The following is a 17,085-nucleotide window of genomic DNA, read 5'->3' on the forward strand; positions in this document are numbered from 1 at the left end:
TGCAAGGTCGCCTTTTCCTCGGCCAGCCAGCGCTGGTAGAGGATGTCGCGGCTGCGCTCGTCCAGACCGTTCAACGCTTCATGCAGGTTGCTGTTGGCGTTGTCGCTCCAGTCGGCATCTTCCAACTGCATGGCCGGATCGTAGCGATGGTCTTCCAGATAGTGCGCAGGCGAATGGAAGGCGCTGTCGTCGTCGGCATCGGCTGCCGGATCGAAGGCCATGTCATGGCCACTCAGGCGGCTTTCCATCTCGCGCACTTCCCGGGGCTCGACGCCCAGGGTTTCGGCCACGCGATGGACCTCGTCGTTGTTCAGCCAGGCCAGCCGCTTCTTCTGGCTGCGCAGGTTGAAGAACAGCTTGCGCTGCGCCTTGGTGGTCGCGACCTTGACGATACGCCAGTTGCGCAGGATGAATTCATGGATCTCGGCCTTGATCCAGTGCACCGCGAAGGACACCAGACGCACGCCCATTTCCGGATTGAAGCGCTTGACGGCTTTCATCAGGCCGACGTTGCCTTCCTGGATCAGGTCGGACTGCGCCAGACCATAACCCGAATAGCTGCGAGCGATATGAACCACGAAGCGCAGGTGCGCGAGAACCATCTGGCGCGCAGCCTCGAGGTTCTGCTCGTAGTAGAGACTGTCTGCCAGTTCGCGCTCCTGCTCCGGCGTCAGCATGGGGATGCTGTTGACCGCATGCACGTAGGCTTCCAGGTTTGCACCGGGAACCAGGGCATAGGCAGGTTGCAAGGAATTGGTCATACGAAAGAAACCTCCGACTCACATGACTCGTGCAGTACAGCACTGCAAAAATTGACCGGGAACCGCGATACAAGTTCCCTTGACCCAAAGCCAATTGATCAAAAAATAAACAGACTGGAACACTATTGATTTAACGCGGTGCCAGCTCGCTCAGGTGGCGAGCGACTGCAATCCACGCACCGATATAACCCAAGAACACCGCTCCAAGCAAGAGCGAGAAACCATCAGCAACAGGTACGCCGGTCAGGGCGAAGTCGCTGCCGTACAGGCCGGCCAGGTCGATGACCGACTCATTGAGCCAGTTCAGGCCAAAGGCCAGTACCCCCCAGGACAACACCCCGGCGCCAATGCCATACAGCGCGCCCATGTAGAGAAACGGCCTACGCACATAGCTGTCGGTGCCGCCCACCAGTTTAATGACTTCGATCTCGGTGCGGCGGTTCTCGATGTGCAGGCGAATGGTATTACCGATCACCAGCAGCAGTGCCGCGACCAGCAGCACCGTCAGCCCGAAGACGAAGCGGTCACCCAGCTTGAGAATCGCCGCCAGGCGCTCCACCCAGACCAGGTCGAGCTGCGCCTGCTGCACCTTGGGCAGCTCGGCCAGGCGCGTGCGCAGGGCCTCCAGTGCGGCCTTGTCGACTTCTTCGGGAGTGACCACTACTACGCCGGGCAGCGGGTTGCTCGGCAGTTCCTTGAGCGCCTCGCCCAGGCCGGAGTCCTTCTGGAATTCCTTCAGCGCCTGTTCACTGCTGACATATTCAGCCTCGGCCACGCCAGGCATGGCTTTGATCTGCTCGCGCAGGCGGTTGCCTTCGGCGCTGCCGGCGTCCAGGTTCAGGTACACGGAAATCTGTGCGGCGCGCTGCCAGGAGCCGCCCAGCCGCTCGACGTTGCTCAACAGCAGCGACAGGCCCATGGGCAGGCTCAGGGCTACGGCCATCACCAGGCAGGTGAAGAAACTGCCGATGGGCTGCTTGCCTAGCCGACGCAGGCTGTCGAGCAGGCTGGCGCGGTGGCTTTCCACCCAGGCGGCCAGCAGCGTGGAAAAGTCCGGCCCGTCGTCGTCATGGCCACCACGCTTCTGGCGTTGCGGTTCTTGCTCGGCGGCCCGGGCCGCGGCGCGGTCTGCGATCTTGGTGGCGCTGCGTGGCGAGTTGCTCATGCCCCGGCCTCCCCATCACCGATCAGGCGGCCGCGCTGCAGGGTCAGCATGCGATGGCGCATGCGAGCGATCAGGGCCAGGTCGTGGCTGGCGATGAGCACACTGGTGCCCAGGCGGTTGATGTCTTCGAATACACCCATGATTTCTGCTGCCAGGCGGGGGTCGAGGTTACCGGTGGGTTCGTCGGCCAGCAGCAGAGCTGGCCGATGCACGATGGCGCGGGCGATACCGACGCGCTGCTGCTGGCCGGTGGACAGGTCGCCGGGAAACAGTGCGGCCTTGTCGGCCAGGGCGACGCGCTCCAGTGCCGAGTCGACGCGCTTGGCGATCTCCGGCTTGGACAGGCCGAGAATCTGCAGCGGCAGCGCGACGTTGTTGAACACCGTACGGTCGAACAACAACTGGTGGTTCTGGAATACCACGCCGATCTGCCGACGCAGGAAGGGGATCTGCGCAGTGCTGATCTGCCCCAGGTCCTGGCCGGCCAGCAGCAATTTGCCCGAGGTCGGGCGCTCCATGGCCAGGAGCAGACGCAGCAGCGTGCTTTTACCCGCCCCCGAATGGCCGGTGACGAACAGGAACTCGCCACGCCGTACCCGGAAGCTCAGCTCATGCAACCCGACGTGACCGTTCGGGTAACGCTTACCGACCTGCTCGAAACGAATCATGGATGTTCACGCTCCGCAAACAGGGCCTGAACGAAGGGTTCGGCCTCGAAAGTGCGCAGGTCGTCGATGCCCTCGCCTACGCCGATGTAACGAATCGGCAGGCCGAACTGCTTGGCCAGGGCGAAAATCACCCCGCCTTTGGCCGTGCCGTCGAGTTTGGTCAGGGCCAGGCCGGTGAGGGAAACGGTCTGGTTGAATTGCTTGGCCTGGTTGATGGCGTTCTGGCCAGTACCGGCATCGAGCACCAGCAGCACCTCGTGGGGAGCCTCGGCGTCCAGCTTGCCGATCACGCGGCGCACCTTCTTCAGCTCTTCCATCAGGTTGTCCTTGGTGTGCAGGCGCCCGGCGGTATCGGCGATCAGTACGTCGATGTTGCGCGCCTTGGCGGCCTGCACGGCGTCGAAGATCACCGAGGCGGAATCGGCACCGGTGTGCTGGGCGATCACCGGGATCTGGTTGCGTTCGCCCCACACCTGCAGCTGCTCGACGGCGGCGGCACGGAAGGTGTCACCGGCGGCGAGCATGACCTTCTTGCCATCGAGTTGCAGGCGCTTGGCCAGCTTGCCGATGGTGGTGGTCTTGCCGGCGCCGTTCACGCCGACCACGAGAATCACGTACGGCTTGCGCGAGGTGTCGATGACCAGCGGTTGCTCGACCGGCTTGAGCATCGCCGCCAGCTCGGCCTGCAGCGACTGGTACAGCGCGGCCGCGTCGGTCAGTTGCTTGCGGGCGACCTTCTGGGTGAGGTTCTGGATGATCACCGAGGTGGCCTCGACACCGACGTCGGCGGTCAGCAGGCGGGTCTCGATCTCTTCCAGCAGGTCATCGTCGATGGCCTTGCGACCGAGGAACAGGCTGGCCATGCCTTCGCCGATACTGGCACTGGTCTTCGACAGGCCCTGCTTGAGACGTGCGAAGAAGCCGGCCTTGGCAGGCTCGGCAGCGGGTGCAGGCACGACCGGCGCGGGCTCGGCGACAGCGGGTACCTCGGCCACAGGTGCAGGTGCAGGTGCAGGTGCAGGTGCAGGTGCAGGCTCGGCGACTGGCGCGGCGTCGGCAACCGGGGCCGGTTCGGCCAGCTCCGGCTCACGCACTTCGGGCGCCTGGGTCGGCTCAGCCACTACCGGCGGCTCGGGAGTCACCGGGGCCTGCGGCGCTGGCGGCGGTGCCAGTTCATCGACGCGAGCCACCGACTCCTCGGCGACCGGACGGGTCAGCCAGGACAGGTCGGCCGGCGCCACCGTCTCGGTCGGAGCCTCGGACGGCGACGGCTCGACAGCGGTTTCGGCAACCGGCGTCGCGACCGCCGGGGCTTCGGAAGCCATGGCCGGCGTTGCGGCAGGCTGTGGATCAGGCTGGGTGACGGGGGTTTCTTCGGGCGTCGGCGCGGATTCCGGGGCTTTCTTGCGGAACCAGCCGAACAGGCCCTTCTTCTCGCCAGCGGCCGCTGGGGTCTTCTTGTCGTCGTTGGAACCAAACATGGAGGACGGCTATCTCAAAGTAGCGAAACGCCAGAGGGCATTTCGGAAAATGCTGACATGCCAAACAGACTGCGTTATGGGCTGCTTGTTCATTCGGCGGTTCTGGCACGGTACGGTCGAAGCGTGCCTGGGCGCACAGGGCCGAGCCGCTATTTAACGACACGTCACCCGATGCAGCCACGTTTCACACTGCACCTTAAACAAGTTTCACGTGCCCGCAGGCCGTGAGGGTTGTTTGCGCCGCAAACGGATCAGTATCCTAACACCCCCGTGCCTGCCGACGCTAAGTCCCAGGGTCGCCCTACAGGTTTGAATGACGAATGAACGCTTTCGCCCGCCGTGCCGCCGGCCTGCTGCTCAGTACCCTCTGCCTGCCCCTGGCTGCCCTGGCAGCCGATCCGCAACCTACCCATGAATTCACTCTCGACAACGGCCTGAAAGTCATCGTCCGCGAAGACCATCGCGCGCCCGTGGTGGTCTCGCAGGTCTGGTACAAGGTCGGTTCCAGCTACGAGGCACCGGGCCACACCGGGCTGTCCCACGCGCTCGAGCACATGATGTTCAAAGGCAGCAGCAAGACCGGCCCGGGCGAGGCTTCGCTGATCCTGCGCGACCTCGGCGCCGAAGAGAACGCCTTCACCAGCGACGACTACACCGCGTTCTACCAGGTGCTGGCTCGCGACCGCCTGGGCGTGGCGCTGGAGCTGGAAGCCGACCGCATGGCCACCCTCAAGCTGCCGGCAGACGAGTTCAGCCGCGAGATCGAAGTCATCAAGGAAGAGCGCCGCCTGCGCACCGATGACAAACCGCTGAGCAAGGCCTACGAGCGCTTCAAGGCCATGGCCTACCCGGCCAGCGGCTACCACACGCCGACCATCGGCTGGATGGCCGACCTCAACCGCATGACGGTGCAGGACCTGCGTCACTGGTACGAGCAGTGGTACACCCCCAACAACGCCACCCTGGTGGTGGTCGGCGACGTGACCCCCGACGAGGTCAAGACCCTCGCCGAGCGCTACTTCGGCCCGATCCCGCGTCGCGACGTGCCACCGGCCAACCGGCCACTGGAGCTGGCCGAACCGGGCGAGCGGCAGATCACCCTGCATGTACAGACGCAACTGCCCAGCCTGCTCTACGGCTTCAACGTGCCAAGCCTGGCCACCGCCGAAAACCCGCGTTCGGTACAGGCCCTGCGCCTGATCGCCGCGCTGCTCGACGGCGGCTACAGCGCCCGCATCCCGACCCGCCTGGAACGTGGCGAAGAGCTGGTTTCCGGCGCGTCGTCGCAATACGACGCCTTCGCCCGCGGCGACAGCCTGTTCCTGATCAGCGCCACCCCCAACGTGCAGAAGAAAAAGACCCTGGCCAATGTCGAGGCCGGCATCTGGCGCCTGCTCGATGAACTGAAGACCAAGGCGCCGTCGAACGAAGAGCTGGAGCGCGTGCGTGCCCAGGTCATCGCCGGCCTGGTCTACGAGCGCGACTCGATCACCAGCCAGGCCACCACCATCGGCCAGCTGGAAACCGTGGGCCTGTCCTGGAAGCTCATCGACGAAGAACTGGCGGCGCTGCAAGCCGTCACCCCCGAAGACATCCAGAACGCCGCGAAGACCTATTTCACCCGTGAGCGCCTCAGCGTTGCGCACGTGCTGCCTGAGGAGAAGGCCAAATGATGATGCGCAAACACGCCCTGCACAGCCTGCTGCTGGCCGCTTCGCTCAGCGCCCTGGTGGCGCTGCCCGTGCGCGCCGACGACGCCGCCAGCCCTGATGCGCCACTGGGGCAGAACCTGCAATCGCTCAAGGAACTCGACGGCAAGCCACCGGCACGCCGCGAAATGAACATCCAGAGCTGGAAAACCGCCGAGGGCGCCAAGGTGCTGTTCGTCGAATCCCGCGAGCTGCCGATGTTCGACATGCGCCTGATCTTCGCCGCCGGCAGCAGTCAGGACCAGAACACGCCCGGCCTCGCCCTGCTGACCAACGCCATGCTCAACGAGGGCGTCAAGGGCAAGGACGTCACCGCCATCGCCCAGGGCTTCGAAGGCCTGGGTGCGGACTTCGACAACGGCTCCTACCGTGACATGGCCATGGTGTCGCTGCGCAGCCTGAGCGACAAGAGCAAGCGCGATCCGGCCCTGAAGCTGTTCAGCGAAGTGGTCGGCCAGCCGACCTTCCCGAGCGCCTCGCTGGCGCGTATCAAGAACCAGCTGCTGGCCAGCTTCGAGTACCAGAAGCAGAACCCCGGCGTGATCGCCAGCAAGGCGCTGTTCGAGAAGCTCTACGGCAACCACCCGTACGCCCACCCGAGCGACGGCAACCCCAAGAGCATCAGCGCCATTACCCAGGCCCAGCTCAAGGCCTTCCACGCCAAGGCCTATGCCGGTGGCAACGCGGTGATCGCCCTGGTCGGCGACCTGTCGCGCAGCGAGGCCGAAGCCATCGCCGCGCAGGTGTCCGCCGCGCTGCCCAAAGGGCCGGCCATGGCCAAGCTGCCGGAGCCCACCGAGCCCAAGCCGGGCGTGACGCATATCGAGTTCCCGTCGAACCAGACCCACCTGATGCTGGCGCAACTGGGCATCAGCCGTAACGACCCGGATTACGCGGCGCTGAGCGTCGGCAATTCGGTGCTCGGCGGTGGCGGCTTCGGCAGCCGACTGATGACCGAAGTGCGGGAAAAACGCGGCCTGACCTACGGCGTATCGTCCGGCTTCACCGGCATGCGCGTGCCCGGCCCGTTCACCATCGGCCTGCAGACCCGTGCCGAGCTGAGCGAAAACACCCTCAAGCTTGTGCAGGATCAGGTACGCGAATTCCTCGACAAGGGCCCGACCCAGAAGGAAATCGACGACGTGAAGCGTGAGCTGTCTGGCAGCTTCCCACTGTCGGCAGCCAGCAACTCGGCGATTGCCGCGCAACTGGGCGCCATCGGCTTCTATGACCTGCCGCTGACCTTCCTGGAGGACTACCTGAACCAGGCCGAAGCGGTGACCGTCGAGCAGGTGAAAGCGGCGATGAACAAACACCTCAGCGCCGACAAGATGGTGATCGTCACCGTCGGCCCGACCGTCGCGCAGAAGCCGCTGCCGCCACCCACTGACAAACCCGCCCGGCAGCCTGTCGGCGTTCCGGAGCATTGATGGCCAACCCAAGAGCAAAAGCGCACAACGGCCAGGGCCAGCTGCGCATCATCGCCGGCGAATGGGGCAGCCGTAAGCTGAGCTTCCCCGACGGGCCGGGCCTGCGCCCGACCCCGGACCGGGTGCGCGAGACGCTGTTCAACTGGCTGGCGCCCTACATCGTCGGCGCGCGAGTGCTGGACCTGTTCACCGGCAGCGGTGCGCTGTACTTCGAGGCGTTGTCGCGGGGTGCCAAGGCCGGCCTGGCGCTGGACACCAACCCGGCGGCCATCGCCAGCCTGCGCCAGAACCTGGCGCTGCTCAAATGCGAGAACGGCCAGTACGCCCAGGCCGACGCTCTGCGTCACCTGGAAAGCGCGGCGGCCGAAGCCTTCGACGTGGTGTTCCTCGACCCGCCCTTCCACCAGGGGCTGCTGGCCGACGCCTGCAACCTGCTGGAAAGCCGCGGCTGGCTGAACGAGCGGGCGTGGATCTACACCGAAAGCGAGACCCCTCCATCCGCCACCGGCCTGCCGGCCAACTGGCGGCTGCACCGTGAGAAAAAAGCCGGCCAGGTGTACTACGCCTTGTGGCAGCGCGGCTGAAGCGACACTGCCATGACCGATAGCCCGGTGTCGGCTGACACCGGGTCGCTTTGGTGGCAACGTGAGCACTTGCCCAACAGACGGTCCCCCGCATGCCAGCACCTTCCCTGCATCATGCCCCCGCCCGCCCCTTCAGCCCCGCCATCGGGCTGAGCAATCCACACCTGCAGACTCTCTGGGGCCCTCTGCTGCGCCGCCAGGCGCCGCTGCCGCGACAGCGCGAACGCCTGTGGCTGGAAGATGGCGACTTTCTCGACCTCGACTGGCACGGCCCGCATGAGGCCCACACGCCGCTGGTGCTGGTGCTGCACGGGCTGACCGGCTCGTCGAATTCGCCCTACGTGGTCGGCCTGCAACGCGCCATGGCGAGTCTGGGTTGGGCCAGTGCGGCGCTGAACTGGCGCGGTTGCTCCGGCGAACCGAACCTGCGCCCGCGCAGTTACCATTCCGGCGCCAGCGAAGACCTCGCCGCCGTGATCGACCATCTGCGCAGCCTGCGTCCCTTGGCGCCGCTGTACGCGGTGGGCTACTCGCTGGGCGGCAATGTCCTGCTCAAGTACCTGGGCGAAAGCGGCGAGAACAGCCAACTGCAGGGCGCAGTGGCGGTGTCCGTGCCGTTTCGCCTCGACCAATGCGCCAACCGTATCGGCCAGGGCTTTTCGCGCATCTATCAGCGGCACTTCATTCGCGAAATGATCACCTACGTGCGCGAAAAGCAGCGCCGCTTCCAGCATGAGGGGCTCAGCGAGGGGCTGGCGGAACTGGCAGCACTGGGCTCGCTGGAGGACCTGCGCACCTTCTGGGACTTCGATGGCCGGGTCACCGCACCGCTGCACGGCTTCGTCGATGCCCAGGACTACTACCGCCGCGCCTCCAGCCGCTATTACCTGGGCCAGGTGCGCACGCCCACGCTGGTCATCCAGTCGCTGGACGACCCCTTCGTGTTCGCCCACAGCCTGCCGGAGCCAGCGGAACTGGCCTCATGCATCGACTTCGAGCTGCAGACCAAGGGCGGCCATGTGGGCTTTGTCGAAGGCTCGCTGAAACAGCCCGGCTACTACCTGGAACGGCGCATCCCGCAGTGGCTGCAGGCTAACCTGCCGCAAGACCGGTAGCGGCTTGAGCCGCAATACCGTCCGATTACAGAAGTTCGCTCAGGCGCCGGTGGCGATCTCTCGGGAAGAGTCGTTGATCCACTCGCTCCACGAACCGGCATACAGCGTGCCCAGCGGGTAGCCGGCCAGGGCCATGGCGAACAGGTTATGGCAGGCCGTTACGCCCGAGCCACAGTAGGCCACCAGTTCGGTGGGCGAGCGTTCACCCAAGGCGGCGGCGAAACGCTCACGCAGCCGTTCAGGCGGCAGGAAGCGCCCGTCAGGGCCGAGGTTGTCGGTGAATGGCAGGCACTGCGCGCCGGGAATGTGCCCGGCCACCGGGTCGATGGGTTCCACTTCGCCACGAAAGCGCGGCTCGGCACGTGCGTCGATCAAGGTCTGCCCCGCGCGCCCCAGACGTTTGTGCAGGCGCTCGGCGCTCAACACCAGCGCCGCATCCGGCTCGCCCTGGAAGTGCCCCGGCTGGTTGCCCGGCGGGTCCAGGCTCAGTGGCAGGCCGGCGGCATGCCAGGCCTTCAGCCCGCCGTCGAGGATGAACACGCCATCACGCTTGCCCAGCCAGGCCAGCAGCCACCAGGCGCGGGCAGCGTAGGCACCGGGGCCATCGTCGTAGAGCACCACCGTGCTGTCGTTATCGATGCCCCAGGTACGCAGGCGCTCGATCAGGGCCTTGGGGGCCGGTAACGGATGGCGCCCGGTCTTGCCCTTGATCACCGGCCCGCTGAGGTCGCGCTCCAGGTCGGCGAACGACGAACGGTCGATATGCCCCTGGGCATAGCTGCGCTGCCCGTAGTCGCTGTCGTCCAGGGCAAACCGGCAGTCGAGGATCACCAGCTTGGGATCCTGCTGCCGGGCAGCCAGTTCTCGGGGGCTGATCAATTGCGCAAGCGGCATGGAACGAACTCCTGTAGGCAGAAAACCACATTCACGTGGGACAGCATCGGGCCTGACATGATCCCGTAAGGGCGCGGCCTCGGCATGTCGATGCGTCGAGCATAGGCCGCGGCAGGGTCTGGCGTCGACTGGCCTTTGGTCTGCACGGGTTCGCCAGGCTGCCAGGCAGGCGCAGGGCGTTGTAAAGTGCTGGCATCTAGCCTCCTGGAAGCTGCCATGCCCCATCCTGCGTCCCTCCTGGAAAACGCCCTGCACCAGCAACGCCTGGCCTTTGCCGCCCAGCCGCTGCCGTCGGCCGCGCAACGCCGTGAATGGCTGCTGCAGTTGGGCAGGCAACTGCGCGCCCAGCGCCAGGCCCTGGTCGAGGCGATCAGCCAGGACTTCGGGCATCGCAGCGCCGACGAGACCCTGCTGGCCGAATTGCTGCCCAGCCTGATGGGCATCCGCGATGCACGGCGCCGCCTGGGGCGCTGGATGAAGCCTTCGCGGCGCCAAGTGGGCCTGGCGTTCCAACCCGCCACGGCAAGGGTCATGTACCAGCCGCTGGGGGTGGTCGGCATCATCGTGCCCTGGAACTACCCGCTGTTCCTGGCCATCGGCCCGCTGACCGGAGCCTTGGCCGCCGGCAACCGGGTCATGCTCAAGCTCAGCGAGTCCACCCCCGCCACCGGGCTGCTGCTCAAGCGCTTGCTGACCGAGATCTTTCCCGAAGACCTGGTCTACGTGGCGCTCGGTGATATCGAAACCGGCGTCGCTTTTTCCCGCCTGCCGTTCGATCACCTGCTGTTCACCGGTGCCACCAGCGTGGGTCGGCAGGTGATGCGCGCCGCTGCCGAGAACCTGGTGCCGGTGACCCTGGAACTGGGCGGCAAGTCACCGGCCATCGTGTCACGCAGCGTGCCACTGCACGACGCGGCCGAGCGCCTGGTATTCGGCAAGACCCTCAACGCCGGCCAGACCTGCGTGGCGCCGGATTACATCCTGGCGCCCAGAGAGCGGGTCGAAGCACTGGTCGGGGCACTGCGCGACACGCTGCAGCGCTTCTACCCGGCGCATCGCGAGACAGCCGGCAATCCGGACCGCACCTCGATCATCAACGCCCGCCAGCAGGCACGCCTGGTGGGCTACCTGGAGGACGCCGCCGCCAAGGGCGCGCGCATCCTGCCCTTGCAGCCTGAGGCAGGGCGCGCCATGCCACTGACCCTGCTGCTGGAGGTGAGCGACGACATGCAGGTCATGCAGGAAGAGATCTTCGGCCCGCTGCTGCCCATCGTGCCCTATGACGACCTCGACCAGGCGCTGGACTGGATCAACCGGCGCGCGCGACCGTTGGCGCTCTACTACTTCGGGTACGACCGCGATGAACAGCAGCAGGTGCTGGCGCGTACCCACTCCGGTGGTGTGTGCATCAACGACACCCTGCAGCACGTCGCCCAGGACGACCTGCCGTTCGGCGGTATCGGCCCTTCGGGCATGGGCCATTACCATGGCAGGGAAGGCTTCCTGACCTTCAGCAAGGCCAAGGCGGTGCTGGTCAAGCCGCGCCTTAACCTCGCGCGGCTGATGTATCCGCCCTACGGGGGACCCTTGCAGCGCCTGATGCGCTGGCTGCTGTTGCGCTGATGGGCCGCTTCGAGGTTGTCCGATAATCGGCGCAATACCACACAGGTCCTGAAGCCCGCGACTTGGCCGCGCGGGCGCGCGTGCGCTACCATCCGAGTCCCTCAATGCACTGCCGGCAGGACGATGCGATGAACCGAGTTTTGTATCCAGGCACCTTCGACCCTATCACCAAGGGCCACGGCGATCTGGTCGAACGCGCCTCGCGCCTGTTCGATCACGTGATCATCGCGGTGGCGGCCAGCCCCAAGAAGAACCCGCTGTTCCCCCTCGAACAACGCGTCGAGCTGGCCCAGGAAGTCACCCGTCACCTGCCCAACGTCCAGGTACTGGGCTTTTCCACCCTGCTGGCGCACTTTGCCAAGGAACAAGGGGCGAACATCCTGCTGCGCGGCCTGCGCGCGGTGTCGGACTTCGAATACGAGTTCCAGCTGGCCAACATGAACCGCCAACTGGCACCGGACATCGAAAGCCTGTTCCTCACTCCGTCGGAGCGCTACTCGTTCATTTCCTCGACCCTGGTGCGGGAAATCGCGGCGTTGGGCGGTGATATCGACAAGTTCGTCCATCCGGCGGTCGCCCAGGCACTGACCGAGCGCTTCAAGCGCAGCTGAAAGCAGGCCGCGCAGGGCAATACCCTTAGAAACCTCAAGGTGCATCCCGAGACCTAATGCGGCACAATTCGCCGCATCGGTTTTCATATGCCCGGATGCGCCCGCGGCAGGAGTGTTGCATGTCCCTTATCATCACCGACGATTGCATCAACTGCGACGTCTGCGAGCCAGAGTGCCCGAACGAAGCGATTTCCCAGGGTGAAGAGATCTACGTGATCGACCCGAACCTGTGCACAGAATGCGTCGGCCATTACGACGAACCGCAATGCCAGCAGGTCTGCCCTGTGGATTGCATCCCGCTGGATGACAACCATGTCGAGAGCAAGGACGAGCTGATGGCCAAATACATGCGCCTCACCGGCAAGGCCTGATACCGGCAACGAGCCCCCGCCGCGGCCAGTCGTCTGCCGCCCAGCAAGGACCGCATGCTGTTGATCCCGAAACGACCCCGCCCTCTCCTGCACGGCGCCGTGCTGTTGCTTTGCGCCCTCGCCGCCCAGGCCAGCCAGGCGTTTCCGCGCCCCGAACAGGCGGCCATCGCCAGCCCCCACGCCATGGCCACCGAGGCGGGTGAGCAGACCATCGGCATGGGCGGCAATGCCTTCGACGCCGCCATCTCCATTGCCGCCACCCTGGCGGTGGTCGAGCCCTATGGCTCGGGCCTGGGCGGTGGCGGCTTCTTCCTGCTGCGCGAAGGCGGCGAAAAGCCTGCCTACCAATTCATCGATGCACGGGAAAAGGCGCCACTCAAGGCCACCTACGACCTGTACCGCCGCGACGGCAAGGTACAGCCGCGCCTGTCGCTGGACGGCCCTCTGGCCGCCGCCATCCCCGGCCTGCCCGCCGCACTGGTGGAACTGGCCGAGCGCTACGGCAAGCTGCCGCTGGACCTGACCCTGAAAGAGGCCATCATCCGGGCCTACAACGGCTTTCCCGTAGACCGCATCTACCAGAAGCGCGCCACCATGCGCCTGGCCGCGTTGCGCGATGACCCGGAAAGTGCCCGGCTGTTCCTGGCCAACGGCGAGGTACCGCCGCTGGGCACCCTGATCGTGCAGCACGAACTGGGTGATACCCTCAACCGCCTGGCCACTCACGGACGCGATGGTTTCTACGCCGGCAGCACTGGCAGGGCCCTGCTGCAGGGCGTGCAGCAGGCCGGCGGAATCTGGACGGCGCAAGACCTGCAGGATTATCAGGTGGCTACCCGCGCGCCGCTGCGCTGGACGCTGGCCGAGCAACGCGAGTTGGTCAGCGCCCCTCCGCCATCTGCTGGCGGCGTGGCCCTGGCCCAGAGCCTGACCATGCTCGAACAGCTGCCGTGGCGCCAAGCCCAGGGCAGCCAGCGCATCCACTACGTGCTGGAAGTGCTGCGCCGCGCCTATCGCGACCGGGGCGAACTGGGCGACCCGGACTTCGTCAGCGCGCCCATTGCGCACCTGCTCGACCGCGGCTATCTGGAAAGCCTGGCCAAAGGCATCGATCCGCAGCGCGCCACCCCCAGCAAGGAACTGCCACCGGCACCCGAGTGGCGTGAAGGCGACCACACCACGCACTTTGCGGTCATCGACCGCGAAGGCAACGCAGTGGCCGCCACCCTGTCGATCAACCTGCCATTCGGTGCGGCCTTCACCGTACCGGGCACCGGCGTGGTGCTCAATGACGAAATGGATGACTTTGCCGCCGACCCGCAAGGCAGCAATGCCTACGGCCTGGCTGGCAGCCAGGCCAACTCGATTGCCGCCGGCAAGCGCCCGCTGTCGAGCATGAGCCCCAGCTTCCTGGAAAGCCCCGAGCAGTTCGCCGCGTTCGGCACGCCGGGCGGCAGCCGTATTCCCAGCATGGTGCTGCTGGCGATGCTGCAATACCTGGACGGCCAGCCGATTGCCCAGTGGGCGGCGTCCCCGCGCTACCACCACCAGTACCTGCCAGACGTGGTGGAGTACGAGCCTGGCGCGCTCAGCGCAGAGATCAGGGAAGAATTGGGCAAGCGTGGCTATAGCCTGAAGCAGACCGCCGACAGCTACGGTAACCAGCAGGTATTGCTGTGGGACAAGCACAGCCGCCAGGTGCAGGTGGCCAGCGACCCTCGCGGCGAAGGGGTTGCCGAGGTGTTCGGCCCGCGCCAGTGAGCGGGCGTCACTCCTGCTTGTTGTAACCGTCGCCGGTACAGCCCAGGCAACGCACGAAGGCCGCCTTGGCCGGGTCGACCACCAAGGCCTTGCCGGTACGACCGATGCCACCACCGGTAGCGGTGAACGGCAGGGCAATGACGAACAGCCCGGCACCCGCCACCGTGGCCGCGATCAGCAGCGGGCGAGCGATCAGCAGGTCGCCGATCATGGCGTACGCCGGAGGGTTCTGAATGGTGTAGATCGGGTCGCCCATGGCATCGGGGCGGTCGAAGGCAGCCATGGCCGGCACGGCCTGCAGTCCGAAGGACAGGGCCAGGGTGGCAGCGAGAAGGCGAAACGGGCTCATGCGGGCTCCTTTGCGTAGGCATTGCGCAGGCAAGGGCTAACTATAAACAGCCAACCCGGTTAAGCAAGGCCGCTTTGCCACAAGCGAACCCGCGAAATGTCACGGCATGCTCTCAGCGCTGACACTTGGGGCAGTAGACGCTGGCACGCTGGCCGAGCTTCACCTCACGCAACAGACTGCCACAGACCTTGCACGGCTGCCCGGTACGCCCGTAGGCGAACAGTTCCTGCTGGAAATAGCCGGGTTTGCCGTCGCCACCGATGAAATCCCGCAATGTCGTGCCACCTCGCTCGATGGCATAGGTGAGGATGCGTTTGATCTCGATGGCCAGCTTCAGGTAACGCGCCCGGGAAATGCTCCCGGCTTCCCGACGCGGGTCGATACCGGCAGCGAAAAGCGCCTCGGTGGCGTAGATGTTGCCGACCCCGACCACCACCGCGTTATCCATGATGAAGGGTTTGACCGCTATCGACTTGCCGCGTGACAACTCGTACAGCCGTGCGCCGTCGAACAGTTCGGTGAGCGGCTCGGGACCCAGGCGCACCAGCAGTTCATGGTTGTGCGGGTCCAGGCTCCAGAGCATCGCGCCGAAGCGGCGCGGATCGGTGTAGCGCAGCGCCAGGCCGGACTCCAGCTCGATGTCCACGTGCTCGTGCTTGAGCGCCGGCAGTCCGGCCTCGACCAGACGCAGGTTGCCGGACATGCCCAGGTGGCTGATCAGGGTGCCGACCTCGGCCTGGATCAATAGATACTTGGCGCGCCGGCCCACCTCGACGATGCGCTGACCGGACAGGCGCACATCCAGGTCCTCGGGCACCGGCCAGCGCAGGCGGTGGTCACGCACGATCACCCGGCTGACGCGCTGGCCCTGCAGGTGCGGGGCGATACCGCGGCGGGTGGTTTCGACTTCTGGCAGTTCAGGCATGAGAAATTCGGCGCGTCTGGCAGATCAATGACCGCCCAGCTCGCGGATGCTTTCCTTGAGGTATTCGAAATCGTATTCGGACAGCCCGACATAATCGAGCACCAGCGGCCCTACGACATCCCATTCATGGTCCACGTCCTGGTTGCCCAGTACCTGGAAGGACTGACAGATGTGCTCGGCCATCTTCAGCGGGCCCAGCAGGTTCTTCAGCGGGGTGTTGCTGTTGGACTCATCCTGGAAGACCGCCAGGGCATTGTGATGGTTGGCGATGGCCGAGCACAGGTGCTCGGGCAGACGCCATGACTTGGCCGTGTAATAGCCGACCACCGAATGGTTGGTGTCGAACGCTGCGTTCTCGGTGTCGACCACCCGGCACTCGGCGCTGGCGTTGGCGTAGGCGTTTTCCAGAACCTGCATGTAGTCCGGAAAGCGCTTGAGCATCAGCGGCACGCCGCAGTCGTGGAACAGGCCCAGCGCATAGGATTCGTCAACGGTCTGCGAGCCGATGCGCTTGGCCAGGGTCAGGCTGGTCATGGCCACGTCTTGGGCAGTGTCCCAGAAGCGGTTGAGGGTGACGATGGTCTCGTCGCTCATCTCGCCCTTGATCGACTGGGCGTTGATGAGGTTGATCACCGTACGGCTGCCAAGCAGATTAACCGCCTTCTCGATCGAAGCGATCTTGTTGGACAGGCCGAAGTGCGCCGAATTGACGATTTTGAGCAGTGCCCCGGACAAGCCTGGGTCTTGGGAAATCAGCTTGGCGATGACGCCCAGATCGGGGTCGGGCATGTACTGCTCCATCTGCAGGTCGACGAGGATCTGCGGTTGCGCGGGAACAGTGATGCCTTGCAGGGCTTGCTGAATCTGCTCGGGGGTCAGCTCTTGGGACATAGCTCATTACTCGGGGCCAAGCCTGGATTCTGCCCCCATATTGGCAAAGGGTCCATCATCAAACGGGGTGATTTTTTCTGAACTTTGGTCGTAGCCACGCTTCGGAATTAACGTACGCACCCCACGGTGCATGGTTGCGAGTATAGCCCTGGCCGCTGCCGGTCAAGGCTCCAGTCACCCGAGACAGGAGATCCCCATGTCCAACTCCCTGCATGGCAAGCGCGTTGCATTTTTGGTAACCGATGGTTTCGAACAAGTCGAGCTTACCGGCCCGAAACAGGCCCTCGAGCAGGCCGGTGCCCGCACGGAAATTCTCTCTGCCAAAGCCGGGCAGGTGAAAGGCTGGAACCACGACGAACCGGCCGACGACTTTCCGGTGGACCGCACTTTCGCTCAGGCCAAGGACGAACACTACGATGCCGTGGTGCTGCCCGGTGGCGTGATGAATTCCGATACCATTCGTCTGGATGCCGACGCCCAGCACATTGTACGCCTGGTCAACGGTCAGAACCGGCCCATTGCGGTGATCTGCCACGGCGGCTGGCTGCTGATTTCCGCCGAGCTGGTCAAAGGCAAGACCCTGACCAGCTACAAGACCCTCAAGGACGACCTGGCCAACGCCGGCGCCCATTGGGTCGACAAGCCGGTGGTGGTCGACGGCAACCTGATCAGCAGCCGCCAGCCCGACGACATCGAGGCATTCAACACCGCCATCATCGAGGCGCTGTCTGCCTGACCAGCACACCC

17 protein-coding genes are annotated in these 17,085 nt (G+C 65.2%); 9 read left to right on the top strand and 8 right to left on the bottom strand.

What is annotated here, in order from left to right:
* From rpoH to ftsY, 4 genes are all read right to left on the bottom strand, one after another.
* Positions 1-761 (bottom strand): RNA polymerase sigma factor RpoH (gene rpoH / locus QZ497_RS00235; protein WP_295469894.1); only part of this gene is annotated, 761 nt, incomplete at its 3' end.
* A gap of 130 nt (positions 762-891) precedes the next feature.
* Positions 892-1,926, bottom strand: a complete 1,035-nt coding sequence (gene ftsX / locus QZ497_RS00240; RefSeq protein WP_295469896.1) for a permease-like cell division protein FtsX — start codon at positions 1,924-1,926, stop codon at positions 892-894.
* Positions 1,923-2,594 (bottom strand): cell division ATP-binding protein FtsE, encoded by a 672-nt coding sequence (gene ftsE / locus QZ497_RS00245; RefSeq protein WP_295469898.1) that lies wholly within the window; start codon positions 2,592-2,594, stop codon positions 1,923-1,925. Before ftsE ends, ftsX begins: the two co-directional genes overlap by 4 nt.
* Positions 2,591-4,075, bottom strand: a complete 1,485-nt coding sequence (gene ftsY / locus QZ497_RS00250) for a signal recognition particle-docking protein FtsY (RefSeq protein WP_295469900.1) — start codon at positions 4,073-4,075, stop codon at positions 2,591-2,593. The genes ftsE and ftsY overlap by 4 nt, the downstream gene beginning before the upstream one ends.
* Positions 4,076-4,395: 320 nt before the next feature.
* Between ftsY and QZ497_RS00255 the strand changes: the two genes are divergently transcribed.
* The 4 genes from QZ497_RS00255 (at position 4,396) to QZ497_RS00270 (ending at position 8,913) form a co-directional block, all read left to right on the top strand.
* Positions 4,396-5,748, top strand: coding sequence for a pitrilysin family protein (locus QZ497_RS00255; protein WP_295469902.1), 1,353 nt, complete (start codon positions 4,396-4,398; stop codon positions 5,746-5,748).
* Positions 5,745-7,214 carry a pitrilysin family protein gene (locus QZ497_RS00260; RefSeq protein ID WP_295469905.1) on the top strand — a complete coding sequence of 490 codons (1,470 nt, stop codon included), beginning with the start codon at positions 5,745-5,747 and terminating at the stop codon, positions 7,212-7,214. The genes QZ497_RS00255 and QZ497_RS00260 overlap by 4 nt, the downstream gene beginning before the upstream one ends.
* On the top strand, positions 7,214-7,798 hold the full coding sequence (gene rsmD / locus QZ497_RS00265; protein WP_295469907.1) for a 16S rRNA (guanine(966)-N(2))-methyltransferase RsmD: 585 nt from the start codon (positions 7,214-7,216) through the stop codon (positions 7,796-7,798). The genes QZ497_RS00260 and rsmD overlap by 1 nt, the downstream gene beginning before the upstream one ends.
* 92 nt (positions 7,799-7,890) lie before the next feature.
* Positions 7,891-8,913, top strand: a complete 1,023-nt coding sequence (locus tag QZ497_RS00270) for a hydrolase (protein ID WP_295469910.1) — start codon at positions 7,891-7,893, stop codon at positions 8,911-8,913.
* Positions 8,914-8,952: 39 nt separating this feature from the next.
* Here QZ497_RS00270 and QZ497_RS00275 read toward each other — a convergent pair whose 3' ends face one another.
* A complete protein-coding gene (locus tag QZ497_RS00275) occupies positions 8,953-9,807 on the bottom strand; it encodes a sulfurtransferase (protein ID WP_295469913.1) in 855 nt (284 codons plus the stop codon).
* A 216-nt stretch (positions 9,808-10,023) separates the two neighbouring features.
* Here QZ497_RS00275 and QZ497_RS00280 point away from each other — a divergent pair, with 216 nt between their 5' ends.
* The 4 genes from QZ497_RS00280 (at position 10,024) to ggt (ending at position 14,173) form a co-directional block, all read left to right on the top strand.
* The gene (locus tag QZ497_RS00280; RefSeq protein WP_295469916.1) at positions 10,024-11,430 is read left to right on the top strand and encodes a coniferyl aldehyde dehydrogenase; all 1,407 of its coding nucleotides are present in this window, start codon (positions 10,024-10,026) and stop codon (positions 11,428-11,430) included.
* Between the two features lie 128 nt (positions 11,431-11,558).
* Positions 11,559-12,041: a pantetheine-phosphate adenylyltransferase gene (coaD, locus tag QZ497_RS00285; protein ID WP_295469918.1), complete on the top strand. Its 483-nt coding sequence runs from the start codon at positions 11,559-11,561 to the stop codon at positions 12,039-12,041.
* A 119-nt stretch (positions 12,042-12,160) separates the two neighbouring features.
* Complete coding sequence (locus tag QZ497_RS00290) at positions 12,161-12,412, top strand: YfhL family 4Fe-4S dicluster ferredoxin (protein ID WP_295469921.1); 252 nt, start codon at positions 12,161-12,163, stop codon at positions 12,410-12,412.
* A gap of 54 nt (positions 12,413-12,466) precedes the next feature.
* Entirely contained in the window at positions 12,467-14,173 is a 1,707-nt protein-coding gene (ggt, locus tag QZ497_RS00295; RefSeq protein ID WP_295469924.1) for a gamma-glutamyltransferase, read from the top strand.
* A gap of 7 nt (positions 14,174-14,180) precedes the next feature.
* Here the strand turns inward: ggt and QZ497_RS00300 are convergent, their stop codons facing one another.
* From QZ497_RS00300 to QZ497_RS00310, 3 genes are all read right to left on the bottom strand, one after another.
* The gene (locus QZ497_RS00300) at positions 14,181-14,522 is read right to left on the bottom strand and encodes a multidrug transporter (RefSeq protein WP_295469927.1); all 342 of its coding nucleotides are present in this window, start codon (positions 14,520-14,522) and stop codon (positions 14,181-14,183) included.
* A 112-nt stretch (positions 14,523-14,634) separates the two neighbouring features.
* Positions 14,635-15,447, bottom strand: a complete 813-nt coding sequence (gene mutM, locus QZ497_RS00305; protein ID WP_295469929.1) for a bifunctional DNA-formamidopyrimidine glycosylase/DNA-(apurinic or apyrimidinic site) lyase — start codon at positions 15,445-15,447, stop codon at positions 14,635-14,637.
* Positions 15,448-15,471: 24 nt separating this feature from the next.
* Positions 15,472-16,338, bottom strand: coding sequence for an HDOD domain-containing protein (locus QZ497_RS00310; protein WP_295469931.1), 867 nt, complete (start codon positions 16,336-16,338; stop codon positions 15,472-15,474).
* Between the two features lie 196 nt (positions 16,339-16,534).
* On the opposite strand from QZ497_RS00310, the gene QZ497_RS00315 reads away from it, so the two are divergent.
* On the top strand, positions 16,535-17,074 hold the full coding sequence (locus QZ497_RS00315; protein ID WP_295469933.1) for a type 1 glutamine amidotransferase domain-containing protein: 540 nt from the start codon (positions 16,535-16,537) through the stop codon (positions 17,072-17,074).
* Positions 17,075-17,085 lie beyond the last annotated feature (11 nt).

Origin of the sequence: uncultured Pseudomonas sp. (genome assembly GCF_913777995.1) — a bacterium.
Taxonomy (GTDB): domain Bacteria; phylum Pseudomonadota; class Gammaproteobacteria; order Pseudomonadales; family Pseudomonadaceae; genus Aquipseudomonas.